We start from the raw sequence: 23,896 nt of genomic DNA on the forward strand, positions 1-23,896 counted from the left end.
CCGGGATGCCGCCGATGGCGCGTCAATGCGCAACCGGGGCCGAGGGTTCCACGCCGGGCCGGAACTTGGGAATGCGCATGGTGATCAGCGTCCCGGCCCCCGGTGCGGTGTCGATGACCAGCCCGTGGGCGTCGCCGTAGACCTGGCGCAACCGCACATCCACGTTGCGCAACCCCACGTGGATGGACTCCGTGGTCCCGGCCAGCACCGCGGCCAAGGCGGCCGGGTCGATCCCCACCCCGTCGTCCTCGACGGTGATCAGCGCGTATTCCCCCGAGTCAGAGGCGCTGATGGTGATGCGCCCGCCGCCGGGCTTGGATTCCAGGCCGTGGCGCACCGCATTTTCCACCAACGGCTGCAGGGACAAAAACGGGATGGCGGTTCCCAGCACCTCCGGGGCAATGGCCAGGGACACCTTGATGCGTTCGCCGAACCTTGCCTTTTCCAGCAGCAGGTACCGATCGATGGCGGTCAGTTCCTCGGCCAGCGTGGTGAAGTCCCCGTGGCGGCGGAAGGAATAACGGGTGAAGTCGGCGAACTCGACGACCAGTTCCCGGGCCCGTGCCGGATCGGTGTTGATGAACGACGCGATGGCGTTCAGCGAGTTGTAGATGAAATGCGGGCTGATCTGGGCACGCAGCGCACGGACCTCGGCCTCCATGAGCAGGGCGCGGGAGGCATCGAGCTCGGCAAGTCCCACCTGGGCGGCCACCCATGCCGCGACCTCGGCCACCGCCCGGACAAAACCCGCCCGGGCGCGCGGGGTGAAGGCGCACACGGTGCCCACGGGGGTGTCCCCGACCATGATCGGGGCGCAGACCATGTCAGCGGAATCCGAGCGCTTGACCTGGGTGCGCTTGGCGCCCAGCGCGGCGGCGGCAAGCTCCAGTGCAGCGTGGCTTGCGTTGCCCTCGTGCCCGGGGGTGTTCCCGTCGATCGCCAGCACCGCGGAGGTGTCGGTGATCACCAGCGCCTGGGCGGCCAGCAGCGAGCGCAGGTGCTTCGAAGCGGTGGCGGCCCCCTCGGGGGTCAGTCCCGCGGCCAGGTGCGGGGCGGCGACCGAGACCTGGTGCAGGGTTTCAAATGTGGCCTTTTCGGCGTCGGTGCCCAGGTCGCGGTTGGAGCGTGCGATCCTGAACCCCAGGTACCCCACCAGTGCCCCGCCGACCACGACGGTGGTCACGATGAGGGTTATTTGCAGTGCGGTGGAGAGCATGGCCCCCAGCCTACGTGGGGCGCAATCGGGCATGCCGTTCATCGATCGGCATTGCCGCTTGGCGCATCTGGGTGACCGCTTGCCGGTTGCCCGGCCGGTCCCTCTTCACGCACGGGTCTTTGATGCCGCAGAGTGATCTCAGTCACCCTGTCAGGTGACCCGCCTTACGGATCGGGACCAACCGGTGCTTGTTCTTCCAAGAGGTACTGCACCTGACGCCTTGAACCCCTTGTGAAGGAGGAATCATGAGCATCACCCCGGAGTCGGATCTAGGACCCGACATCGATTTCGTCAAGGAACAGGACTCGGAAGAGTTCAAGGACCTGCGCAAGACCCACCGCAGCTTCGCTTTCCCCATGGCCGTCATTTTCCTGCTGTGGTACTTTGCCTACGTATTGCTGGCGGACTATGCACACGAATTCATGTCCATCAAGGTCTGGGGCAACATCAACGTCGGCCTGCTGCTGGGCCTGTTGCAGTTCGTCTCGACCTTCGGCATCACCGCAGCCTACGTCTCCTACAGCAACAGGAAGATCGACCCGAAGGCGACCGCCATGCGCGACCGTCTCGAAGCACAGGAAGGGGAATAAGCCATGCACGCATTATCGGCACTGATCCTCGCGGCCCCCGAATCGACGAAGGTCGGCAACCCGTGGGTCAATATCGGCATCTTCGGCCTCTTCGTGGGCATCACGCTCATTGTGGTCCTCAAGGCATCCTCGAACAACAAGACCGCAGCGGACTACTACGCCGGCGGGCGTTCCTTCACCGGAACCCAGAACGGCACCGCGATTGCCGGTGATTACCTTTCGGCAGCGTCCTTCCTGGGCATCGTCGGGGCCATCGCCATCAACGGCTACGACGGATTCCTCTACTCCATCGGCTTCCTGGTCGCCTGGCTGGTGGCCCTGCTGCTGGTCGCCGAGCTGCTGCGCAACACCGGCAAGTTCACCATGGCCGATGTGCTCTCTTTCCGCCTCAAGCAGCGCCCTGTGCGCATTGCCGCGGCGATCTCCACCCTCGCGGTCTGTGTCTTCTACCTGCTTGCGCAGATGGCCGGCGCCGGTGCGCTGGTCTCGCTGCTGCTGGGCATCGACGGGAAACTGGGCCAGTCCCTGGTCATTGTGGTTGTCGGCGCGCTGATGATCGTCTACGTACTGATCGGCGGAATGAAGGGCACCACCTGGGTGCAGATCATCAAGGCCTGCTTGCTGATCGCCGGCACGTTCGTGATGACCATCATGGTGCTGGCCAACTACGGCTTCAACCTCTCCGAACTCCTGGGTGCGGCGGTCGAAACCGCGAACAACCCCGAGATCCTGAACCCGGGCATGAAGTACGGCGCTTCGGGCACCTCCAAGCTCGACTTCATCTCCTTGGCGCTGGCCCTGGTGCTTGGGACCGCCGGCCTGCCGCACGTATTGATGCGCTTCTACACGGTTCCCACCGCAAAGGAAGCCCGCCGCTCGGTGGTCTGGGCCATCTGGCTCATCGGCGCCTTCTACCTCTTCACCCTGGTGCTTGGCTACGGTGCCGGCGCCATGATCGGTGCCGACAAGATCAACGCAGCCCCCGGCGGCGTGAACTCCGCTGCACCTCTGCTGGCCTTCGAACTCGGCGGTCCGCTGCTGCTGGGATTGATCTCCGCGGTCGCCTTCGCCACGATCCTGGCGGTGGTTGCCGGCCTGACCATCACCGCGGCGGCTTCCTTCGCCCACGATGTGTACTCCTCGGTCATCGCCAAGGAAAAGAGCACTCCGGAAAAGGAAATGAAGGTGGCACGGCGCACCGTGGTCGTCATCGGCATCTTCGCCATCGTCGGCGGCATCGGAGCCCAGGGACAGAACGTCGCCTTCCTGGTGGCATTGGCCTTCGCTGTTGCCGCATCGGCGAACCTTCCGACCATCCTGTTCTCTTTGTTCTGGAAGAAGTTCACCACTCAAGGCGCCGTTTGGTCCATGGTGGGAGGCCTCAGCTCGGCCATCTTGCTGATCGTCTTCTCCCCGGTCATGTCGTCCCTGCCGACCTCCATGATCCCGGGCGCCGACTTCGCGATCTTCCCGCTGGCCAACCCCGGCCTCGTCTCGATCCCGTTGGCGTTCTTCCTGGGCTGGCTCGGTTCGGTGCTCGATAGGAACACCGAGGATCCCATCAAGGCCGCGGAAATGGAAGTCCGCTCGCTCACCGGTGTCGGTGCCGAAAAGGCAGTTGACCACTGAGCGAATATTTCCTGATCTGGTGTGATTGTGGAACGGGCCCCCGGTGAAATCGCCGGGGGCCCGTTCCGCTCCGGCCCGGGGGCACTTGAACCGGACAACACTCCCGGTGCGGGTCGGTAGCGGGTTTGGCCGGTGGCGGCGGTTCGCCGTTTTCGACCGGGCAGCGTGTTCGTGTCCGTTAGCCCTGGGCATGGGACCACCTACTATGCTTAAAATGCGGCTCCACCGGCCGCCGAGGCCGCCCTCTTGCGCGGTGGCATGAACAGCGGGACGGTCCACGAGCCAAGCCCAGGCCTAAGCGGGAGGTTGTATGGCAATCGAAGTGACTCGGTTGAACAAGAAATACGGAAAATTTGTGGCGGTCAAGGATCTGTCTTTCAGCGTCCAATCCGGATCCGTGTTTGCGTTTATCGGTTCCAACGGTGCGGGCAAGAGTACCGCCATTGGCTGCATCACCACGACGTTGGCCCCGACCTCGGGTGAAATCCGTGTCGCCGGATACGACGTGGCCAAGGATGCCCATGCCGTGCGCGCTGCGATCGGGGCGGTATTCCAGGCATCGCTGCTCGACCCGCTGCTCACGGTCAAGGAGAACCTCGTGCTCCGTGCGGGCTTCTACGGTCTCACACGCAAGGAAGCTCTCTCCCGTATCGAGAGACTCGCTGAGCTCGTGAACCTGAAGTCCTTCCTCAACCGGCGCCATGGGGTCCTATCCGGTGGCGAAAAGCGTCGTGCGGACATCGCCCGGGCGCTGATCCACAACCCCTCGATCGTGTTCCTGGACGAACCGACAGGCGGTTTGGACCCCCAGTCGCGTGAGCACATCTGGGCGGCCATTGAGGAATTGCGCGCCACGCAGGGCACTACCGTCTTCCTCACCACGCACTACATGGAGGAAACCGAAAGAGCCAACAACGTCTGCATCCTGGACAAGGGCGAGATCGTGGCGCAGGGCACCCCATCCGAGCTTCGCGCCAGACACAGTTCCAGCGTCCTGACGGTGCGCACCTCGCAGCCGACAGCCGTCCTGGAGGAATGCCGGCTGCGAGGACTCGAATCCTCGCTCGATGACCATGACATACTGATCCCGGTCAGTTCCTCCGCACAGGCGCTTGAGCTGTTGACGGCGCTGGATACCGATGACTTCGAGTACCGCCATGGCACCATGAATGATGTCTTCCTTGCCGTCACCGGCGGGGAGGTCGCATGAGGACTATCGGGCTGCTGACCGGTCGCAATCTGCGCATATTCTTCCGCGATCGCTCGGGAGTCTTCTTTTCGCTGCTCTCCGCGTTGCTCCTCTTCGGGCTGTATGCCCTTTTCCTCGGCAACCTGCAGGTCGAGAACCTCACCGAGCAACTGCCCGGAGCCAGCGCCGACGATATCCAGTGGTTCGTCAACGCGTGGGTGTTCGCGGGCATCACCATGATCACGACCTTGACCACGGGGCTCGCCTCGCTGGGAGTATTCGTCGATGATCGCTCCTCGGGCAGATTCAGCGACTTCGTCGTCTCGCCGATCCGCCGTTGGCAGTTGATACTTGGCTACCTGGTCTCCAGTTTCATCGTCTCGGTGATCATGACGTTGGTCGTGTTGCTGGTCGGACAGCTCTACCTGCTGATACAGGGGAGCGAGCCGATGTCCGTGGCACAGCTTGTCCGCTTGCTAGGCTATATCGCACTGTCCAGCGCTGCCTTTGCAGCGTTGTCCAGCTTCGTGGCAACCTTTCTTAAGAGTTCCGGCGCATTCGCTGCCCTGTCAACCGTGGTAGGCACGCTCATCGGATTCCTTGCCGGTGCATACATCCCCGTGGGTGCTTTGCCCGCGGGCGTCGTGAACATCATGAATTCACTTCCGTTCGTCCAATCGGCCATGCTTATCAGGGGGCCCTATGCCGCCGACGCCCTGGATGCCATCACCGGCGGAGAACCACGCGCCATTGAGGCCATCGAAGGATTTTACGGCATCACCGTCCATGTTGGTGATTTCCAGGTAACCACGGGCATTGCCATCACCGTCTTGGTCGGCGTGCTCCTTGTTTTCTCCGCCTTGGGTGCGTGGCAGCTCTCGCGGAGGATTCGGTGATGGCCGCTTTCCTGCACCTAAAGGTGTCTCCTCGTTGATGGCCGCGCTCTTTGTCCTTGGCCGTGCCGCGCGATTTGCCCACGCGCTGGCGTGGCCTCGCAGAGACACTGGTGTCCTGGTTCGAACGAGGTAAGGGGGCGCCCGCCTGAGCCGGAGCAGTGGAGGGCCCAGAGCCTCATCGGGCGGAGAGGGTGCCTGCTTCGTGTGCGGCGTCTTGCTCCGGCGCCTGCTCCCGCCCGCCATTCAGGTGCAGGTCGATCAGTGAGGTGGTGCGGCGGGGGATGAGCTCGGCCATGGACAGCGAGGTGTCCGCGCGTTCGACGCCTTCGATTGACAGGATCTGCCCGTTGACCTTGAAGAGCTCCTCGGCACTTCCCGCCACCACGCGGGCAAGGATATCGGCCGCGCCGGTGACGCCGTGGGCTTCGATGATCTCCGGGATCAGCACCAGCTGCCTTACGATTTCCCCCAGCAGACGCTGTTGCACGTGGATGTGCACGAAGCTGACCAACCCGAAGCCCAGCACGGCGGGGTTCACCCGTTGCTCAAAGGGAAGCAGCGCCCCGTTGGATTCCAGCCTGACGAGGCGGGCCTGCACGGTGTTGCGGCTCAGCGACAGTACGGAGGCCAGTGCCACGGCGCTGGCCTTGGGGTTCTGGCACATCGCGTCAAGGATGCGCACGTCATTGACGTCAAGTTGTTGCATAATGCGCAATATTAGCACCGCTTGGAGGCCATGGATAGTGCAGGTTGCTCAATTTGAGAGCCAAGGATTGTGCGCACTGCTTTACGTGAGTAGCATCACAGGTAAGCGACGGCGATGAGGCCGAAGCCGCAGGTCAACGATGTCCCACAAGGACGCCGGACCTTCAATCGCCATCGACGCAAAGGATGCTGATCGTGTCCACCACGTTTGACTCTTCGGCCCCCGAGGGTGCCGAGCCCTACCTCCAGGTCATTGCCCCGGACGGAACCCGCCGGCCATGCCCCGAACTTGATCAATGGGTACAGGACCTTGATGCGCCCGCCCTGGAAAAGCTTTACATCGACATGGCCTGCATCCGCCGCCTGGACAACGAAGGCACCGCCCTTCAACGCCAGGGCGAGCTGGGGCTCTGGGCCCCTTTGCTGGGCCAGGAAGCCGCGCAGATCGGCTCCGGACGCGCACTGGAGCATGAGGATTTCATCTTCCCCTCCTACCGCGAGCACGGGGTGGCCTACTGCCGCGGCGTAGACCCGCACGACCTTTTGCGCATGTGGCGCGGGGCGGCCCCCAGCGGCTGGAACCCCTACGAGGTCAACATCGCCAACCAGCAAATCGTCATCGGCGCCCAGACGCTGCATGCCGCCGGCTACGCTATGGGACTGAAGTTCGATGGCTCTTCCGCCGCGGCCATCACCTACTTCGGTGACGGGGCCACCAGCCAGGGTGACGTCTCCGAGGCGATGGTCTTCGCCGCCAGTTACCAGGCGCCGCTGGTGTTCTTCTGCCAAAACAACCATTGGGCCATCTCCGAACCGGTGAGCACCCAGTCGGTGGGATACATCGCTGATCGGGCCAAGGGCTTCGGCCTGGCCACCTGGCGGGTCGACGGCAACGACGTCATCGCCGTCATGGCAGCCACCCGCGCGGCCCTGGCCCATGTGCGCACCGGCAGCGGCCCGGCATTCATCGAAGCGGTCACCTACCGGATGGGTGCACACACCACCGCCGATGACCCCACCCGCTACCGCGACGCCCTCGAGCTCGAACAATGGGCTGCCAAGGACCCGCTGGATCGAATCGCCGCCCACCTGGACACCCTGGGAACCGACCTGGGCGAGTTGAAGGAACGCACGGCCACGGCAACCAACGACATGGCCGCCGGACTGCGCGAGGCGATCACCACGATGCCCGAGCCCTCGGTCGACGACCTCTTTTCCAACGTCTACAGCCACTCCCACCCGTGGCTTGAGGAACAACGAGAGAACTACGCGGATTACCTTGCGGGCTTCGCAGAGGAAACGGAGGCACGGTCATGAGCACCCTCACTTTCTCCCAGGCACTGAACTCCTCGCTGCGCGCATCGATGGAACGCGATCAAAAGGTCGTGCTCATGGGCGAGGACATCGGCAAGCTCGGCGGCGTCTTCCGCATCACCGACGGATTGCAGAAGGACTTCGGTGCACACCGGGTCATCGACACCCCGCTTGCCGAATCCGGCATCGTGGGAACGGCCATCGGGTTGGCCTTCCGCGGCTACCGCCCGGTGGTGGAAATCCAGTTTGACGGATTCGTCTACCCGGCCTTTGACCAGATCGTCTCCCAGTTGGCCAAGATGCACTTCCGCTCTCGCGGCAAGGTCAAGCTTCCGGTGACCATCCGCATTCCCTTCGGCGGGGGCATCGGTTCACCCGAGCACCACTCCGAGTCTCCCGAAGCCTATTTCGCGCACACGGCGGGGCTTCGCGTCGTCGCCCCGTCCAACCCGCAGGACGCTTACACCATGCTCGCCCAGGCCATCGCGGACGACGACCCGGTGATCTTCCTGGAGCCCAAGCGCCGCTACCACATGCGTGGCGAGGTCGATACGGAGCTGAATCCCGACCCGGAATCGCTCTACCGTGCCCATGTGGTGCGTGAAGGCACGGACCTGACGCTGATCGCCTACGGGCCATTGGTGAAAACGGCAATGGATGCCGCCGATGCTGCCAAGGACGAAGGCATCGACATCGAGGTCATTGACCTGCGCAGCATCGAACCGGTGGACTTCACAACGCTAAGCGCCTCGGTCCGCAAGACCGGACGGGTCCTGATCACCCACGAGGCCGGCAAGTTTGGCGGCGTGGGGGCCGAACTCGCCGCAAGCCTGACCGAACGCTGCTTCGACCACCTCGACCACGCTCCGGTGCGCGTCACCGGCTTCGACATCCCCTACCCGCCGGCGAAGCTCGAGTCCCATCACCTGCCTGACCTTGACCGGATCCTTGACGGGGTCGATCGGGCCTTGCGGCGCAATTCTCCCCTGCGGGGAGAGGACGGATGAGCATCACCATGGAGAAACTTTTCAACCTTCCCGACCTGGGCGAGGGCCTGACGGAATCTGAGATCCTCTCCTGGCGCGTAGCTGAGGGTGACACGGTGGAACTGAACCAGGTCATTGCCGAGGTCGAAACGGCCAAGGCCGTGGTGGAACTTCCCTCGCCGTTTTCCGGCGTGGTCAAGAAGCTCTACGAGCCGGTCGGCGCCGTGGTGAACGTCGGCAAACCCATCGTTTCCTTTGAGGTGGCCCAGGCCCCCGGTACCTCTTCGCCGGAAGCCCCAAGGGCGGATGCCGGTGCGGAGAAACCGCAGCCGACCCTCGTCGGATACGGCGCCCCCACCGAATCCTCCGGCCGGCCGGCGCGAAGGGCACGGCGCACCGGCGCGGTATCGGCACAGAGCCCGCTCAATGACGAACCGGTTGGATCGGCGGCCGCAGCCCCGCCTGTCCAGGCCACCGATGAAGTGGAGGCCGAAACCAGGGCCGAAGCGTCCCGAGGGATCGGCCACCTTCGGTCAAGCCCACCGGTTCGCAAGCTTGCCAGGGACCGCGGCATCGACCTTCAATCGGTCCAAGGCACCGGAACCAAAGGGTTGATCACCCGCGAGGATGTCATGCACGCGGCGCCCGGGGAGACCTCCCCTGATAGGTCTACATCGTCGAAGAATGCGAAAGCAGCACCAGCACCAGCGCCAAGCTCGGGGGATACCCGCACGCCGATCCGGGGCGTGCGCAAGGCAACCGCCGCTGCCATGGTCGCCAGCGCCTTCACCGCTCCTCACGTCACGGTGTTCCTTAGTGTCGATGTCACCGAGACCATGGCGCTGCTTGAACGCTTGCGTGCCTCGAAGCGCTTTGCCGGGGTGAAGCTCACCGTGACATCGCTGGTGGCCAAGGTGGTCACGCTGTCCTTGGCCCGGCACCGCGCCCTGAATTCGCAATGGGACGGTGAAAACAGGGAAATCATCGAGTTCGGCCACGTGAACCTAGGCCTTGCCGCGGCGACGGAGCGTGGATTGATGGTCCCGGTGGTGCATGGGGCGCAACGGATGGACCTGGCCGCGCTTGCCGCGGCTGCCGGGGACCTGACACACGCTGCCCGCGAGGGAACCATCACCCCGCCCCAGCTGACCGGGGGCACCTTCAGCATCAGCAACGTGGGTGTCTTTGGCATCGATGCGGGAACCCCGATCCTGCCTCCGGGACAAGCCGGGATCCTTGCGGTGGGCCAGGTGCGCAAGATGCCGTGGGAGTACCAGGATGAGATTGCCTTGCGGCAGGTGATGGCGCTTTCGCTTTCATTCGACCACCGTTTAGTCGACGGAGAGCAGGGTGCATCCTTCCTGGCGGAGGTCGGAGGGATCCTGGAGGACCCGGGGATGCTTATGGGCTTGATTTGAAGTAGTCGAATCCCGGGAAACACCGTGGTTACCCGGGATTGAGAATGAATGATCAACAGCAATACGTGATTTTTTGTTGCAACTTCATAAAGATTCTGCATGGAAGCAGTCGTTCATTGGTTGTTTCAGAGATTTATGAGTAGTCTCACCTATGAGTGATGAGACTCACCAAAGGTCGGCGAAGTGTGAAAACCGTTCCCGCTGGCCGACAACTCGTTGAGGAGAACGTATGCGTTACAACCGCACTTCGAAAGCACTGGTGCTTTCGGCAGCTCTTGCCCTGACCCTGACCGCGTGTGGCGGCGGCGGCGACAACGCCGGCGAAAATGGCGGCGGCGACAAGTCGAAGATCATTACGGCCAACTCGACCGAACCACAGAACGGCCTGCTGCCGGCGAATACCAACGAAGTCGGTGGCGGGCGTGTCATGGACCTGCTCTTCACCGGTCTGGTCAGTTACGACCTCGATGGCAAGCCGGTCAACGAACTGGCCGAGTCGATTGAAACCGAAGATGCCCAGAAGTACACGATCAAGATCAAATCGGGCGCGAAGTTCACCAACGGCGATCCCATTACCGCCAATTCCTTCGTTGACGCCTGGAACTTCGGCGCAGCAGCCAAGAACGCACAGCTGAACTCGTACTTCTTTGAGTCCATCAAGGGCTTCGACAAGGTCAGTGCCGAGGGCGCGACCGAGGACACCATGGAAGGCCTGAAGGTCGTTGACGACCAGACCTTCACCGTTGAACTCAGCCGCGCCGAGTCCGACTTCCCGCTCCGCCTGGGCTATACGGCTTTCTACCCGCTGCCGCAGGCCGCATTCGATGACCCGAAGGCCTTCGGCGAGATGCCGGCAGGAAACGGTCCCTACAAGTTGGCCGAAGGTGGCTGGAAGCACAACGTTTCCATCGAACTCGTTCCCAACGAGGACTATGCTGGTCCACGCGAACCGGTCAACGGTGGCGTGACGTTCAAGATCTACAGCAACTTCGATGCTGCCTACCAGGATCTTCTGGCCGAAAACCTCGACGTGCTGGACCAGATCCCGCCGAGCGCCCTGCAGAACTACAAGGGCGACCTGGGTGACCGTTGGGTTAACCAGGCCTATGCCGGCAATGCGACCATGACGATCCCGAGCTACCTACCGGAGTTCAAGGGTGAAGCCGGCCAGATGCGTCGCCAGGCGATTTCGATGGCCATCGACCGTCAGCAGATCATCGACAACATCTTCTTCGGTGGCAAGGAAGTCGCCAAGGAATTCACCTCGCCGGTGCTCGATGGCTACTCCGATTCCCTAGAGGGCAACGATGTACTGTCCTTTGACGCTGCCAAGGCCAAGGAACTGTGGGACAAGGCCGACAAGATGGACAAGTGGCCCGAAGGCAAGGCTTTCACCATTACCTCGAACATCGATGGCGCGGGCAATAAGGAATACATCACGGCCATGGCCAACCAGATTTCCAACACGTTGGGAATCAAGGCAGAGCTGAACCCGATTCCGACGTTCAAGGAAATGCGCACGCTGGTCGGGGACAAGAAGCTCACCGGTGCATCACGTGCAGGCTGGCAGGCTGACTACCCGTCGCTGTACAACTTCCTCGGCCCGCTCTACGGTACCGGGGCAGGATCCAACGACGGGGACTACTCGAACCCCGAGTTGGACAAGAAGCTGGCGGAGGGCCTTTCCGCGACTTCCGTGGACGAAGGCAACAAGCTCTTCAACGAGGCCCAGGAGATCCTGCTCAAGGACCTGCCGGTCGTGCCGCTGTGGTACCAGGCAGTCCAGGGCGGCTGGAGCCAGAATGTCTCCGACGTGAAGTTCGGTTGGAACGGCGTTCCGGTTTACAACACCATTGTCGGTAAGTAAGCCTTCCTGCATCTTGATCTGACACGCGAGAAAGGGGGACCCCACCAAGGGTCCCCCTTCCTCGCGTGATAGGGCAACAAACCGTTCCCAACTCCCAACACTTCCTAACAAGGAGTAGTCCCTTGATCGCTTCGATCACACCAACGACACCCACGGTGGCAGTTCCATGATCATGTTTACCCTCAAGAGAATCCTGCAGCTGATCCCCGTGTTCTTCGGGGCGACGCTGCTGGTTTATTTCTTGGTCTTTGCCACTCCCGGCGATCCGATCGCTGCGCTCTCCGGCGGCAAGCCAATGAGCCCGGCCGTTGAATCCGCGCTGCGCGCCCAGTACAACCTGGACCAGCCCTTCTGGGTGCAGTACGGCATGTACCTTAAGAACCTCGTCACCTTCGACCTGGGCCAGACCTTCTCTGGCCAGGCGGTCTCCGATGTAATCGGTCGTGCCCTGCCCGTCACCGCGCGCCTAGCCGTCATGGCATTGGCGATCGAAGCGATCTTTGGCGTAATCTTCGGCGTTTTCGCCGGGCTGCGCAAGGGCAAGCTCTTCGACTCGACCGTCTTGATCGCCTCGCTGCTGGTCATCGCCGTTCCGACCTTCGTCCTTGGCTTCGTGCTCCAGTTCGTGGTTGGAGTCAAGCTTGGCTGGGCGAAACCGACGGTGAGTTCCGGTGCCTCCTGGGGAGACTTGGTGCTTCCGGCCGTTGTACTGGGGCTGGTCTCTTTGGCTTACGTGATCCGCCTGACTCGAACCTCCATCATCGAAAACAAGCAAGCCGATTACGTGCGGACCGCAACAGCCAAGGGCCTGAGCCGCCGACGCGTCGTCGTGGTGCACATCCTGCGCAACTCGCTGATCCCAGTGGTGACGTTCCTGGGCGCCGACCTTGGAGCCCTCATGGGTGGCGCGATCGTCACCGAGGGCATCTTCAACGTACCCGGTGTCGGTAACCTGCTGTACCAAGCAATACTCAAGGGCGAAAGCGCAACGATCGTGGCCGTCGTCAGCGTTCTCGTGCTTGTCTTTGTTCTCGCTAACCTCGTCGTTGATTTGCTCTACGCGTGGCTTGACCCAAGGATTCGCCTTGCCTGATAACCCAACTCCAGAAATCATTGAGCCGAACGAGCCGAACTTGCGCATCCGTGCAGGAAAAGTCTCCCACCGCCGGATCGAGCACTTCGTTGCCCCGCTCGAGGAAACTCCGCTGCAGACCGTCGACAAGGTCGACGAGACCTCGGCCCCGCTGAGTATGTGGAACCAGGCGTGGCGTTCGCTTCGCACGCAACCGCTCTTCATCATCTCCGCCTTCCTGATCATCTTGGTCATTGTGGTTGCGGTGTTCCCGAGCCTCTTTACCTCGGGTGATCCCCGTGCCTGCGATTTGAATTTCGCCCGGAAAGGCCCTGCCGAAGGACATCCCCTGGGCTTCACCTTCTTAGGCTGCGATATCTACTCGCGATTGATCTACGGCACCCAGGCCTCAGTGCTGGTTGGCTTGTTCACCACCATCGGCGTGATCATCATCGGAGGGACCTTCGGCGCTCTGGCCGGATACTATGGCGGCTGGCTCGATGCCATTCTGGCCCGCCTGACCGATATCTTCTTCGCCCTCCCGCTGATCCTGGGTGCAATCATCATCATGCAGTTGCCCGCATTTCGGGACAACAAGAGCATGTGGACCGTCATCATCACCTTAACGATCTTCGGCTGGCCGCAGATGGCGCGCATCACCCGCGGCTCGGTGATCGAGGCCAAGAGCTCGGACTATGTCATGGCCTCCCGTTCCCTGGGGTTGTCCAAGTTCAAGACCCTGGTCAAGCACGTGGTGCCCAATTCACTGGCTCCGGTCATCGTGATCGCGACCATTTCCCTAGGCATCTTCATCGTTGCCGAGGCGACGCTGTCCTTCCTCGGTGTCGGGCTTCCCCCGAGCATCATGAGCTGGGGCAGAGACATCTCCGATGCCCAGATCTCGCTGCGTAACAATCCGGGAATCCTCATGTGGCCGGCGCTGGCGCTGTCCATCACGGTGTTGAGCTTCATCATGCTCGGCGATGCGGTTCGCGACGCGCTGGACCCCAAGTCACGGAAGGGATAGCACCATGAATGAACCATCGAAGGAACCATCCGTGAGCGTAACAACAGATGCAGACCGTCCATTGCTTGAAATCAAGGACCTGGCGATCACCTTTTCGACCCCCGAGGGCCCGGTCCATGCGGTGCGCAACGGTCGGTTGACCGTGATGCCCGGTGAAACCGTGGCCATCGTGGGGGAGTCGGGCTCAGGCAAGTCCACCACGGCGCTTGCCGCCATCGGGCTTCTGCCAGGCAACGGCAAGGTCACCGGCGGCCAGATCATTTTCGACGGTGAGGACATCACTCACCCCACCCCGAAGCGGATCGTCGAGCTGCGCGGCAGTTCCATCGGCATGGTTCCGCAGGACCCGATGTCCAACCTCAATCCGGTGTGGAAGATCGGGTTCCAGGTCAAGGAAACCCTCAAGGCCAACGGTTTGGCGGGAAGCAACTCCAACGAACGCGTGGCGGAGGTCCTGGCCGAGGCCGGACTCCCTGACGCGGCAACACGTGCGGGACAGTACCCGCACGAATTTTCCGGCGGCATGCGCCAACGCGCGCTCATCGCCATCGGGTTGGCCTGTCGTCCGCGCCTATTGATTGCCGACGAGCCGACCAGCGCACTGGATGTCACGGTGCAGCAGCAGATCTTGGATCACCTGGACACCATGACCAGTGAACTGGGTACCGCGGTGTTGTTGATCACCCACGACCTCGGGCTCGCTGCAGAGCGCGCGGAGAAGATCGTGGTGATGTACAAGGGCCAGGTGGTGGAAGCCGGCCCAGCACTCGAGATCCTGCGCAACCCGCGCCACCCCTACACGCAGCGTCTCGTCGCCGCAGCACCTTCACTGGCTTCCAAGCGCCTGCAATCGAAGCCAACCGAGGTCGCCGAGGACATCAATGCCGTGGTCAAGACCGAGCCGGTGACCACCGGCGATGAGATCCTGAAGGTCAAGGACCTCACTAAGGTGTTCAAAATCCGCAAGGGGCTTGGGCGCAGTGTGGACTTCACCGCGGTGGACAATGTGTCCTTTTCGGTTAAACGCGGTACCACCACGGCGATCGTAGGGGAGTCCGGTTCGGGCAAGTCCACTGTCGCGCAGATGGTGCTGAGCCTGCTGGAACCCACTTCGGGGTTCATCACCTTCGACGGACAGGTGATGACCGACCGCAGCGAACGCGAGCTGTTCAAGTTCCGGCGTCGGGTGCAACCGATCTTCCAGGACCCTTACGGTTCCTTGGATCCGATGTACAGCATCTACCGAACCATCGAGGAGCCATTGCGCATCCACGGGATCGGCAATTCGAAGTCCCGGCAGAACCGTGTGAAGGAGCTCCTGGAGCAGGTCCAAATGCCCTCCTCCACCATGCACCGGTTCCCCAACGAGCTCTCTGGGGGACAGCGCCAGCGCATTGCGATCGCGCGGGCACTGGCGTTGAACCCGGAAGTGATCATTTGCGACGAGGCCGTCTCCGCCCTGGACGTGCTGGTGCAGGCGCAGATCCTGAACCTGCTCAACAAGTTGCAGGAGGATTTGAACCTGACCTACCTGTTCATCACGCACGACTTGGCAGTGGTACGCCAGATCGCCGATGACGTATGTGTGATGCAAGACGGTCGGATAGTGGAACATTCCACGACCGACTCGGTCTTCAACAACCCGCAGACCGAGTACACGGACAACTTGCTCAGGGCCATTCCCGGGGCAACCTTGTTGATCTAAAGAAGTATGCGCTTCCCTTGGCATTAGGGGGAGCTGCAACGGGGATGGAACAAGCGACGGCTTGCTCCATCCCCGTTGCTCGTTAACGGCTCTTCAGCGTTCGCGGGGTGGTGACCCACCAAGGGAGCTTTGTTCCAATGGGCCCCGCAGGATGAATGTGCGGGAGCAATTCTTCGGGTCGGCCCGGTGGCGCTTTTCGGCACAAAGTCGCCGTGAAGCTCCTTCTACACGTCTCGTAGCCGGGCGTGTCAATAGGCCATGGTGATCCGGCTATGAAATTCCAAGTGAATGACCTTTGGTCCACCGCCGGACTAATGATCTTTCGTCCCGCAGTAGGGCAACGCTAAGATAAGCCCACCTGATTGACATGACAGCTATCTGGATCCGCCCTGCGCGGCAATTTCCGAGATCTGGCGAAACCTGCAACTTTGCCACAGGGCAGGCGGATGTTTCCAAACTGTTATAAACGCTGAAACCACGCTGTATCTACTTGTGGGTAGTAATTGGCAAATGCCAATCTGAAGCAGATCCTTGAGTTTTCGCGGCTGATCTCTACTGCGCATCCCATGGCGTTGGAAACGTGGCCCGCATCTCTCTGTGGCGTGCTCAGCGACACGTTAAATGTGAAGCGGTATTTTTATATCCATCTAGGTCAATGACCGCTATGGTTCTAAAGTGTGGGGCATCGCACACTGCATGGACCGCATTCGGGCGCAAGTCCGGTTACCTGAAGATCAAGCTAATTAGGAGGAGAAATGCGTGTTAAGCGTATTTCCAAGGCTGTCGCAGTTGGCGCTGCTCTCGCACTGGCACTGACGGCGTGCGCGCCCGGTGGCGGAGACGCGCCCAGCGAGTCAGCCAAAACGTCGGCATCCGGCACCGGGACGAACAGCGTTGAGCCTGCGAACTCAGGCCTCGCGGACCTTGGCGACATCAAGACGCAGGATGGCGAGATCAAGATCAGCGTCGGGTCACCGGAGTTCATTGGCTACAACAATTTGACCCCTCAGACCTACTCCACGTACAACTCGGCCATCATGGACCGTGTGCTCTCCGGATTCGTCTACTACGGCACCGATGGGACTATTTACCCCAACAAGGACATGGTGTCCTACGAAAAGACCAGCGATGATCCGCTGACCGTCAAATACACCATCAAGGACGAAGCCAAGTGGTCCGATGGAACTCCCATCACTGTCGCCGACGCCGTGCTGGCCTGGGCTACCCAAAACGCCAACCTGAAGAACTCCAAGGGCACGCAGCTCTTCGACTCGGTTTCAGCAGACCTCGGAGACACGGTCCCGAAGGGTCCTGAGGGTGACGCGGCGGGCAAGGAATTCACCGTCACGTTCAAGGATCCGGATCCGGACTGGGAGATCCAGACCTGGATGGCCCAGCCGGCCCATGTCGTGGCCAAGCAGGGCGGCATGAGCACCGATGATCTGGTCAAGGCAGCGCGTGCAGGGGATGCCTCCAAGCTCACCAAGGCTGCTGAGTTCTGGAACACCGGATGGACCACCAAACCAGGCACCTTGCCGGCCGCTGATTCGATCCCGTCCTCAGGCCCCTACAAGCTCAAGAGCTGGAGCGCAGGACAGTCGGTGACCCTTGAAGCCAACGAGAACTACTATGGCGCACCGGCAGCCACCAAGACGTTGACTTTCCGGTTCACCGACGACGGCGCCATGGTCCAGGCCCTGCAGAACAAGGACCTGGATGTCATTGCCCCACAGCCAACTGTTGACACGTTGGCGCAGCTCGAAGCACTCGGAGATCAGGTTGAAATCCAGAAGGGTGACACCCTTACCTGGGAGCACCTCGACTTCAACTTCCGCGACAAGGCTGCTTTCAAGGACAGCCTAGAACTACGCCAGGCATTTGCCATGTGCGTCCCGCGCCAAGAAATCGTTGACAACCTGATCAAGCCGCTGAACCCGGAAGCCAAGGTGCTCAATGCACGCGAGGTCTTCCCGTTCCAGGAGAACTACGCAGCAGTCACCGAGGCGTCTTACGGCGGAAAGTACGACACCGTCGATATCGAAGGCGCCAAGAAAATCCTCGAGGAGCAAAAAGCAGTCGGCACCAAGGTGCGCATTGGCTACTCATCACCGAACCCGCGCCGGACAGATGAGGTTGCTACGATCAAGTCCTCTTGTGACCAGGCCGGCTTCGAAGTCATTGACGCAGCGGACGCGAAGTTCTTTGCACCAGGTGGCACCCAGGAACGCGGCGACTATGATGTAGCACTGTTCGCCTGGGCAGGTTCAGGCCAGATCACTTCCGGTCAGAACATCTACGCCACGGGCAAGCCGCAGAACTATGGCGAGTTCTCCAACAAGGAAGTGGACGCAGCTTGGAAGACCTTGGCTTCTTCCTTGGATCCGGCCGTTCACCTGGAACAAACCAAGAAGATCGAGAAGCTGCTGTGGGACAACCTCTTCGGTATTCCGCTGTTCGCCCACCCGGGACTCTCGGCCTCCTCGGCAGACATCCAGAACGTGCGCCACACTGCGACTCAGTCGCAGATCGTCTGGAACGCCGAACAGTGGGTCCGCGCTAAGTAATTGCCTTCCGGCAACACCAGCGTCTTAGTGTGGGGTTCGGCCAACAAGCCGTGCCCCACACGCCCTTGTTAGCCCCACTTCCAAGGGCGGACCAAAACCGAAAGGGAAGAACCCCGCAGTGTTGAAATTTATCTCGAAAAGGCTGATTGCCTCCCTCGGCATTCTGCTTGCCGCCTCCTTCCTCCTCTACGTTTTGGTCATCAACTCGGGGGATCCCTTGGCCGGACTGCGTGAGTCCATCGCCGATAACCGCGATTACCTGATGGCCCAGCGAAGCGACTACATGAACCTGGACCAGCCGTGGTATCAGCGCTACTGGACCTGGCTCGTGGGAGTGGCCGGTTGCTTTGCGCTCAAATGCGACCTGGGAACGAACATCAACGGCGTCGAAGTCAACGGAATGTTGGCGGCGGCAGCTGCATCAACAATGCGCCTGGTCGTCCTGGCCACCGTGCTGGCCGCGATCTTCGGCATTGCCATCGGTGTGCTGACGGCCATCCGCCAATATTCCGGCCTCGACTACGGTGTCACGTTCCTGACGTTCTTGTTCTTCTCTCTTCCGGTTTTCTGGGCAGCTGTGATGCTCAAGGAATACATGGCCATTGGATACAACGACTGGATGAAGGACCCTGCGTTCTCAACGGTGCAAATCATTGTTATCGCGTTGCTGGTGGGCTTCGTGATGCAGGTCTTCCTCGCCGGAAGCTTGCGTCGCCGGGTGATCACCTTCATCGTCTCTGCGGCGTTCATCGGCGTGGCCATCCCGTACCTGTTGTGGTTGAACTTCTTCCGATACCCTCAACTTGGGCCAGCCGCCATCGTCTTGTTGTCCCTCGCTGTGGCATTGAGTGCCACAGCGGTGTCGGTGGGCGTGCGCAATAAGCAGGTGCTCTACCCCGCCTTGATCGCCGTTGCCTTGGGCTTGGGCATCTACTACGCCAGCTTCTCGATGCTCAAGAGCCCTACGACGTTAATGCTGGTCATTGGTGGAATCCTTTCCGTCCTCATTCCCGGTGCGATTGGGTACTTCATGGGGGGACGCCTGCGTAAGGTCGCGATGACCGTCAGCGCAGTCACCGGCTTCGTGTTTGCCGGATTGACAGTTGTTGACCACATCTTCCGCGCCTGGCCCGGATTCCTGGCGCTGAAGCCCCGTCCGATCGCCACAATTGGTTCCCAGACCCCGAACTTCACCGGGGATTTCTGGGAGATCTTTCTGGACCGAGGGGCGCAATTGTTGCTTCCCACCATCTTGCTGGCGGTCATCTCCCTGGCATCCTATTCGCGCTACACGCGTTCATCGATGCTCGAGGTCGGGCAGCAGGACTATATCCGGACCGCTCGCTCGAAGGGGTTATCTGAACGCACCGTGATCTTTCGCCATGCATTTCGCAACGCGCTGATCCCAATTGCAACGATCGCCGCCTTCGACTTCGCCGGTCTGATCGGCGGAGCGGTGATCACCGAGGCGGTCTTCGGTTGGAAGGGCATGGGGGAAATGTTCCGGACCGGGCTGACGGCCGTGGATCCGGCCCCGGTCATGGCGTTCTTCCTGGTGACCGGAAGCGCGGCCGTGCTGTTCAACATGCTCGCCGACATCTTCTACGCACTGCTTGACCCAAGGATCCGGGTATGAGCAAGCACCGCGACAACGACGAGCTGCGAGGTCCATCGGACATGAACCCTGAAACCCCACCCAACGATCAACAGCTCGTCTCCTTGGTCGAGGTAGAGGACGCGGAACTGGCCCGCAAGGAAGGCGAGTCCAAGAGCCAGAGCCAACTGGTCCGCCGTCGCTTCCTTAACCACAAAGCGGCCATGATCTCCTCGGTGGTCCTAGTGGTCATTACCCTCACGGCGTTTACCTCCATCGGTTTCGCCGGGATTCCCGGCTGGTGGTCCAAGAGCTACATGATGTCCGGGACGGTCATCAACGGCGGGGTTCCCACGCTCAGCCTCTGGCCGACTTTCCTGGGAGGCAACGGGATCAACATTGGCGAGAACCCCTTCGGCCAGGACAACACTGGCAAGGACTATTTTGCCTTGGTGATGCGCGGCACCCAGAAATCCATCATCATCGCCGTGGTCGTCGGCGGGCTGTCCACCTTCATCGGAGCCATCGTCGGTGCGCTCGCGGGATACTTCCGCGGCTGGGTCGACGAGGTCCTAATGCGGCTGACGGATTTGTTCATCGTCATCCCGCTGCTGGTGCTTGCGGCTGTGCTCGGCCAGCTCGCTGGCTCGATCTCCTCATCCATCTTTGCATTGGCACTCGTGCTGGGACTGTTGACTTGGACAGGGCTTGCCCGGCTCGTGCGCGGGGAGATCCTCTCGCTGCGTGAACGCGAATACGTTGCAGCGGCCCAGGCCATGGGCTCGAAGACGAGCCGCGTGATCTTCAAGCACCTGCTGCCCAACACCATCGGGGTGATCGTGGTCAACGCGACCTTCGCGATTGCTGGCGCCATCTTGCTCGAAACAGCGCTGAGCTACTTGGGCTTCGGCGTTGTGGCCCCCGAATCCTCCCTGGGCCTGTTGATCAGCCAATACCAAAACGCTTTCACCAACCGGCCCTGGCTCTTTTGGTGGCCGGGCATGCTGATCGTGGCGATAGCGTTGAGCGTGAACTTCCTGGGTGACGGATTGCGCGACGCCTTTGATCCGCGGCAGACCAAAAAGACCAGACGCCGCTCGAAGAAGGAAGAGGCCAACGCATGAGCATCTCTACTCCGCTGCCCAGCGAAACCGCAACTGCGCTGAAGTTCGAAAACCTCAGCGTCACCTTCGAGACCGAGTTCGCCGACGTGCACGCTGTCAAGGGCATATCCCTTGAGGTCTACCCCGGAGAGGTCGTGGCCCTGGTCGGGGAGTCTGGTTCGGGCAAATCGGTGACCTCTACCGCTGCCATCGGCCTGCTGCCGCCCAACGCCTATATCACCGGCAAGGCAATGGTCGGTGGGATCAACGTGGTTGGCATGGCCGAAAACAAGATGCGCAAGATGCGCGCCACGGAGATCGCCATGGTATTCCAGGAGCCCATGACCGCGCTGAACCCGGTGCTGACCATCGAGCGCCAGCTCACCGAATCCTTGGAGCTGCACGGACTGGCCTATGGCCGCGAAGCAACCGAGCGGGCGATCGAGCTGCTGGAAATGGTAGGCATCCCCGAGCCGGGCAAACGCATCAAACAATACCCCCACCAGTTCTCCGGCGGACAGCGCCAGCGCGTCGTGATCGCCATGGCGATCTCCTGCGATCCCAAGGTCATCATTGCCGATGAACCGACAACGGCACTGGATGTCACGGTGCAGGCGGAGATCCTGGATTTGCTGCGCGAGCTCAAGGACAGGTTGAACACCGGCATCCTGCTGATCACCCACAACATGGGCGTGGTCGCCGACCTGGCGGACCGCGTCGCGGTGATGTTCCGCGGATCGCTAGTGGAGACTGGCACCGTGGAACAGGTGCTCAACCACCCCGAGCACCCGTACACGCAAAAGCTGCTCGCCTCGGTGCCACGGTTGGAAACCCTTGAATTGGGAGAAACCTGGGAATCGAAGCCGGCCGATATCATCGACCCGAAGCGCGAACTGGTGCTCGAAGCCAGGAACCTGGTGCTGGAATACGATATGCGTGGCACCAAGTTCCGTGCTGTCGATGATGTCTCGTTCGAACTTGCGCGCGGGGAGATCCTAGGCATTGTGGGCGAATCGGGTTCGGGCAAGTCCACCGTCGCCAAGGCAGTGCTCGGATTGCTGCCCGTTGCCTCGGGAGTGCTGGCGGTCCAGGGCACCAACCTTGCCTCGCTTCGCCCACGGGCCGCGAGGAAGATCCGTGCAAAGATCGGGGTGATCTTCCAGGACCCGGCAGCCTCGCTGGATCCACGCTTCCCGATCGGCGACTGCATCACCGAGCCAATGGTGGTGCACAAGGTCGGCACCCGCGTCGAGCGCATCAAGCGCGCTGAGGAGCTACTCGATGCAGTGCACCTGCCGCGTTCGGTGATCAACCGCTATCCGCACGAACTCTCCGGCGGGCAGCGACAGCGCGTATGCATTGCCCGTGCGCTGACCCTTGACCCGGAACTGCTCATTGCAGATGAGCCGACTAGTGCGTTGGATGTCTCCGTCCAGGCCGCAGTGCTGGAAATGATCCAGGAACTACAGGTCCGTTATGAGTTCGCTTGCCTGTTCGTGAGCCACGACCTGGCCGTCGTGGATCTGCTGGCACACAACGTGGTCGTCATGAAGGACGGCAAGTCGATGGAACAAGGCAGGGTGTCCGATGTGCTGCACGCACCACAGCACGACTACACTCGCCGGCTGCTGGCGGCGGCACCGGTCCCGGAACCAAAGGAACAGGCCCAACGCCGTGAGGCGCGCCGTCTGTTGCTGGCTGCGGAGCATCCGGACAGCTGAGAACACCGCGGGCAATGACATAGGCCAGGATCCCCGGTTCGGGGTTCCTGGCCTTTTCGTTGCCCTTCGATGCGGGGCATGGTGCGCATGGCAGGAGCTAGTTGAGCTCCATGACGTATTCCTTGACGACCGCGGCGCGCGCGTGGGAGAACTCGGCTGTCTCGTCAACGACCTTGAAACCACGTCGTTCCAAGACCTTGATGGAACCGATGTTGTCTTCCGGGACCCGGGCGTGCAACGGCCGAGCCTCGTACTCGGCCAGGAAGGCATCCACGGCCGAAGTCGTGATGCCCTTGCCCCAGAACCGCCGGGCAATCCAGAAGGTGATCTCCGGGATGTCCTCGTGTTCGAAGACCAAGATGGAACCGGCGACCTCGCCGTTGCTTTCGATGGTGCGCACAACGACCTTCGGGTCGTTGGCGATCGAACCCCAGTGGTGGTCGAATACCCCGCGGTCCGCCGGGTTCCGGGCCGTGAAGGCGGCCATGAGGTTGGCTTCGGGGTCCTGCTGGTGTTCGAAGAACTGATCCAGGTCTTCGGGCTGCAAAGGCCGTAGCTGCACGGTCACTGCCTCTCTCGTTGTGGTGGTCGTCTGATCCCTAGCCTACCGGTGTAAACAACGCCGATGCCGCCATCTGGTTCAGCAGTTTGCGCAAACCTGCCTTCGAAGTGCGCGGGGAGTGGGCCGAATGAGCGGTGGAGTTCAGTAATCCGAAGGCGGCGTGCGCCCGGAACCTGATGACCGCAGGGGTTTCCTGCGGGTGGATCCGGTGGAGTTGCTCGGTCCACAGGGCGATGTAGGCACGCTGGAGCTTGCGCACCAATTGCAGTTCCGCCGCGGGAAGGGTTTCCAGGTTCCGGTCCTGGACCTGGATGATGTCGGGTTTGGCCAGGGCAAAATCCACGTGGAAGGCGATGAGCGCCTTGAGGGCCTGTTCGGCGTTGCCGCCGGTCTTGGCAACCTGCTCCCCGCCGTCGAGCAGGTCTTGGCTGACCCCTACAAGCAGGGCAGTGAGCACGGCTGGCTTGCCGGAAAAGTGTCGGTATACGGCCGGTCCGCTGATGCCGCACGCGGCCCCGAGATCCTCGAGCGAGACCCCGGAGTAGCCATGGATGGCAAAAAGCCGGGTTGCCTCGGCCAAGAGGTCTTCGCGACGTTGAGCCTTGGCACGTTCGCGATCGGTTGCTGCCGGGTCCTTGCCGCTGCCCTTCACGCCGTGGTGCTCCTTCATGCCGCTGGTCCCGAACGCCGGGGAAAAACCGGCGGTGGCTATCCTTCCTCGAAGGCTAGACAAGTGTG

At 61.6% G+C, this 23,896-nt stretch carries 19 protein-coding genes; 15 read left to right on the plus strand and 4 right to left on the minus strand.

Annotated elements, in window-relative coordinates; translation table 11 throughout:
* Positions 1-22: 22 nt before the first annotated feature.
* Entirely contained in the window at positions 23-1,216 is a 1,194-nt protein-coding gene (locus ABEA12_RS08700; RefSeq protein WP_210101549.1) for a sensor histidine kinase, read from the minus strand.
* A 245-nt stretch (positions 1,217-1,461) separates the two neighbouring features.
* Between ABEA12_RS08700 and ABEA12_RS08705 the strand changes: the two genes are divergently transcribed.
* From ABEA12_RS08705 to ABEA12_RS08720, 4 genes are all read left to right on the plus strand, one after another.
* Entirely contained in the window at positions 1,462-1,806 is a 345-nt protein-coding gene (locus ABEA12_RS08705) for a DUF485 domain-containing protein (RefSeq protein WP_210101548.1), read from the plus strand.
* Positions 1,807-1,809: 3 nt separating this feature from the next.
* Positions 1,810-3,435: a solute symporter family protein gene (locus ABEA12_RS08710; protein ID WP_210101547.1), complete on the plus strand. Its 1,626-nt coding sequence runs from the start codon at positions 1,810-1,812 to the stop codon at positions 3,433-3,435.
* A gap of 322 nt (positions 3,436-3,757) precedes the next feature.
* Entirely contained in the window at positions 3,758-4,645 is an 888-nt protein-coding gene (locus ABEA12_RS08715) for an ABC transporter ATP-binding protein (protein WP_345467667.1), read from the plus strand.
* Positions 4,642-5,520, plus strand: a complete 879-nt coding sequence (locus ABEA12_RS08720) for an ABC transporter permease (RefSeq protein ID WP_210101545.1) — start codon at positions 4,642-4,644, stop codon at positions 5,518-5,520. The genes ABEA12_RS08715 and ABEA12_RS08720 overlap by 4 nt, the downstream gene beginning before the upstream one ends.
* A 175-nt stretch (positions 5,521-5,695) precedes the next feature.
* On the opposite strand, the gene ABEA12_RS08725 is transcribed toward ABEA12_RS08720, so the two are convergent.
* A complete protein-coding gene (locus tag ABEA12_RS08725; protein WP_210101544.1) occupies positions 5,696-6,226 on the minus strand; it encodes an Lrp/AsnC family transcriptional regulator in 531 nt (176 codons plus the stop codon).
* A 185-nt stretch (positions 6,227-6,411) separates the two neighbouring features.
* Here ABEA12_RS08725 and pdhA point away from each other — a divergent pair, with 185 nt between their 5' ends.
* The 11 genes from pdhA to ABEA12_RS08780 all read left to right on the plus strand — a co-directional run bounded on the left by pdhA (position 6,412) and on the right by ABEA12_RS08780 (position 22,596).
* A complete protein-coding gene (gene pdhA / locus ABEA12_RS08730) occupies positions 6,412-7,542 on the plus strand; it encodes a pyruvate dehydrogenase (acetyl-transferring) E1 component subunit alpha (RefSeq protein ID WP_210101543.1) in 1,131 nt (376 codons plus the stop codon).
* Entirely contained in the window at positions 7,539-8,546 is a 1,008-nt protein-coding gene (locus ABEA12_RS08735) for an alpha-ketoacid dehydrogenase subunit beta (protein WP_210101542.1), read from the plus strand. The genes pdhA and ABEA12_RS08735 overlap by 4 nt, the downstream gene beginning before the upstream one ends.
* The gene (locus ABEA12_RS08740) at positions 8,543-9,943 is read left to right on the plus strand and encodes a dihydrolipoamide acetyltransferase family protein (protein WP_210101541.1); all 1,401 of its coding nucleotides are present in this window, start codon (positions 8,543-8,545) and stop codon (positions 9,941-9,943) included. The genes ABEA12_RS08735 and ABEA12_RS08740 overlap by 4 nt, the downstream gene beginning before the upstream one ends.
* Before the next feature lie 229 nt (positions 9,944-10,172).
* A complete protein-coding gene (locus ABEA12_RS08745) occupies positions 10,173-11,810 on the plus strand; it encodes a peptide ABC transporter substrate-binding protein (protein ID WP_210101540.1) in 1,638 nt (545 codons plus the stop codon).
* A gap of 166 nt (positions 11,811-11,976) precedes the next feature.
* Positions 11,977-12,903: an ABC transporter permease gene (locus ABEA12_RS08750; protein ID WP_210101539.1), complete on the plus strand. Its 927-nt coding sequence runs from the start codon at positions 11,977-11,979 to the stop codon at positions 12,901-12,903.
* 40 nt (positions 12,904-12,943) lie between these two features.
* Positions 12,944-13,909, plus strand: coding sequence for an ABC transporter permease (locus tag ABEA12_RS08755; protein WP_425571759.1), 966 nt, complete (start codon positions 12,944-12,946; stop codon positions 13,907-13,909).
* A gap of 4 nt (positions 13,910-13,913) precedes the next feature.
* Complete coding sequence (locus ABEA12_RS08760) at positions 13,914-15,614, plus strand: ABC transporter ATP-binding protein (RefSeq protein WP_210101537.1); 1,701 nt, start codon at positions 13,914-13,916, stop codon at positions 15,612-15,614.
* 755 nt (positions 15,615-16,369) lie between these two features.
* The gene (locus ABEA12_RS08765) at positions 16,370-18,178 is read left to right on the plus strand and encodes an ABC transporter family substrate-binding protein (protein ID WP_210101536.1); all 1,809 of its coding nucleotides are present in this window, start codon (positions 16,370-16,372) and stop codon (positions 18,176-18,178) included.
* A gap of 118 nt (positions 18,179-18,296) precedes the next feature.
* Complete coding sequence (locus ABEA12_RS08770; protein ID WP_210101535.1) at positions 18,297-19,814, plus strand: ABC transporter permease; 1,518 nt, start codon at positions 18,297-18,299, stop codon at positions 19,812-19,814.
* Positions 19,811-20,896, plus strand: a complete 1,086-nt coding sequence (locus tag ABEA12_RS08775) for an ABC transporter permease (RefSeq protein WP_210101534.1) — start codon at positions 19,811-19,813, stop codon at positions 20,894-20,896. Before ABEA12_RS08770 ends, ABEA12_RS08775 begins: the two co-directional genes overlap by 4 nt.
* The gene (locus ABEA12_RS08780) at positions 20,893-22,596 is read left to right on the plus strand and encodes an ABC transporter ATP-binding protein (protein ID WP_210101533.1); all 1,704 of its coding nucleotides are present in this window, start codon (positions 20,893-20,895) and stop codon (positions 22,594-22,596) included. Before ABEA12_RS08775 ends, ABEA12_RS08780 begins: the two co-directional genes overlap by 4 nt.
* 97 nt (positions 22,597-22,693) lie before the next feature.
* Here ABEA12_RS08780 and ABEA12_RS08785 read toward each other — a convergent pair whose 3' ends face one another.
* The gene (locus ABEA12_RS08785; protein WP_210101532.1) at positions 22,694-23,158 is read right to left on the minus strand and encodes a GNAT family N-acetyltransferase; all 465 of its coding nucleotides are present in this window, start codon (positions 23,156-23,158) and stop codon (positions 22,694-22,696) included.
* A gap of 37 nt (positions 23,159-23,195) precedes the next feature.
* The gene (locus ABEA12_RS08790; RefSeq protein ID WP_210101531.1) at positions 23,196-23,828 is read right to left on the minus strand and encodes a TetR/AcrR family transcriptional regulator; all 633 of its coding nucleotides are present in this window, start codon (positions 23,826-23,828) and stop codon (positions 23,196-23,198) included.
* Positions 23,829-23,896 lie beyond the last annotated feature (68 nt).

This window comes from Paeniglutamicibacter antarcticus, from assembly GCF_039544305.1.
In the GTDB taxonomy this organism is placed as follows: Bacteria; Actinomycetota; Actinomycetes; order Actinomycetales; family Micrococcaceae; genus Paeniglutamicibacter; species Paeniglutamicibacter antarcticus_C.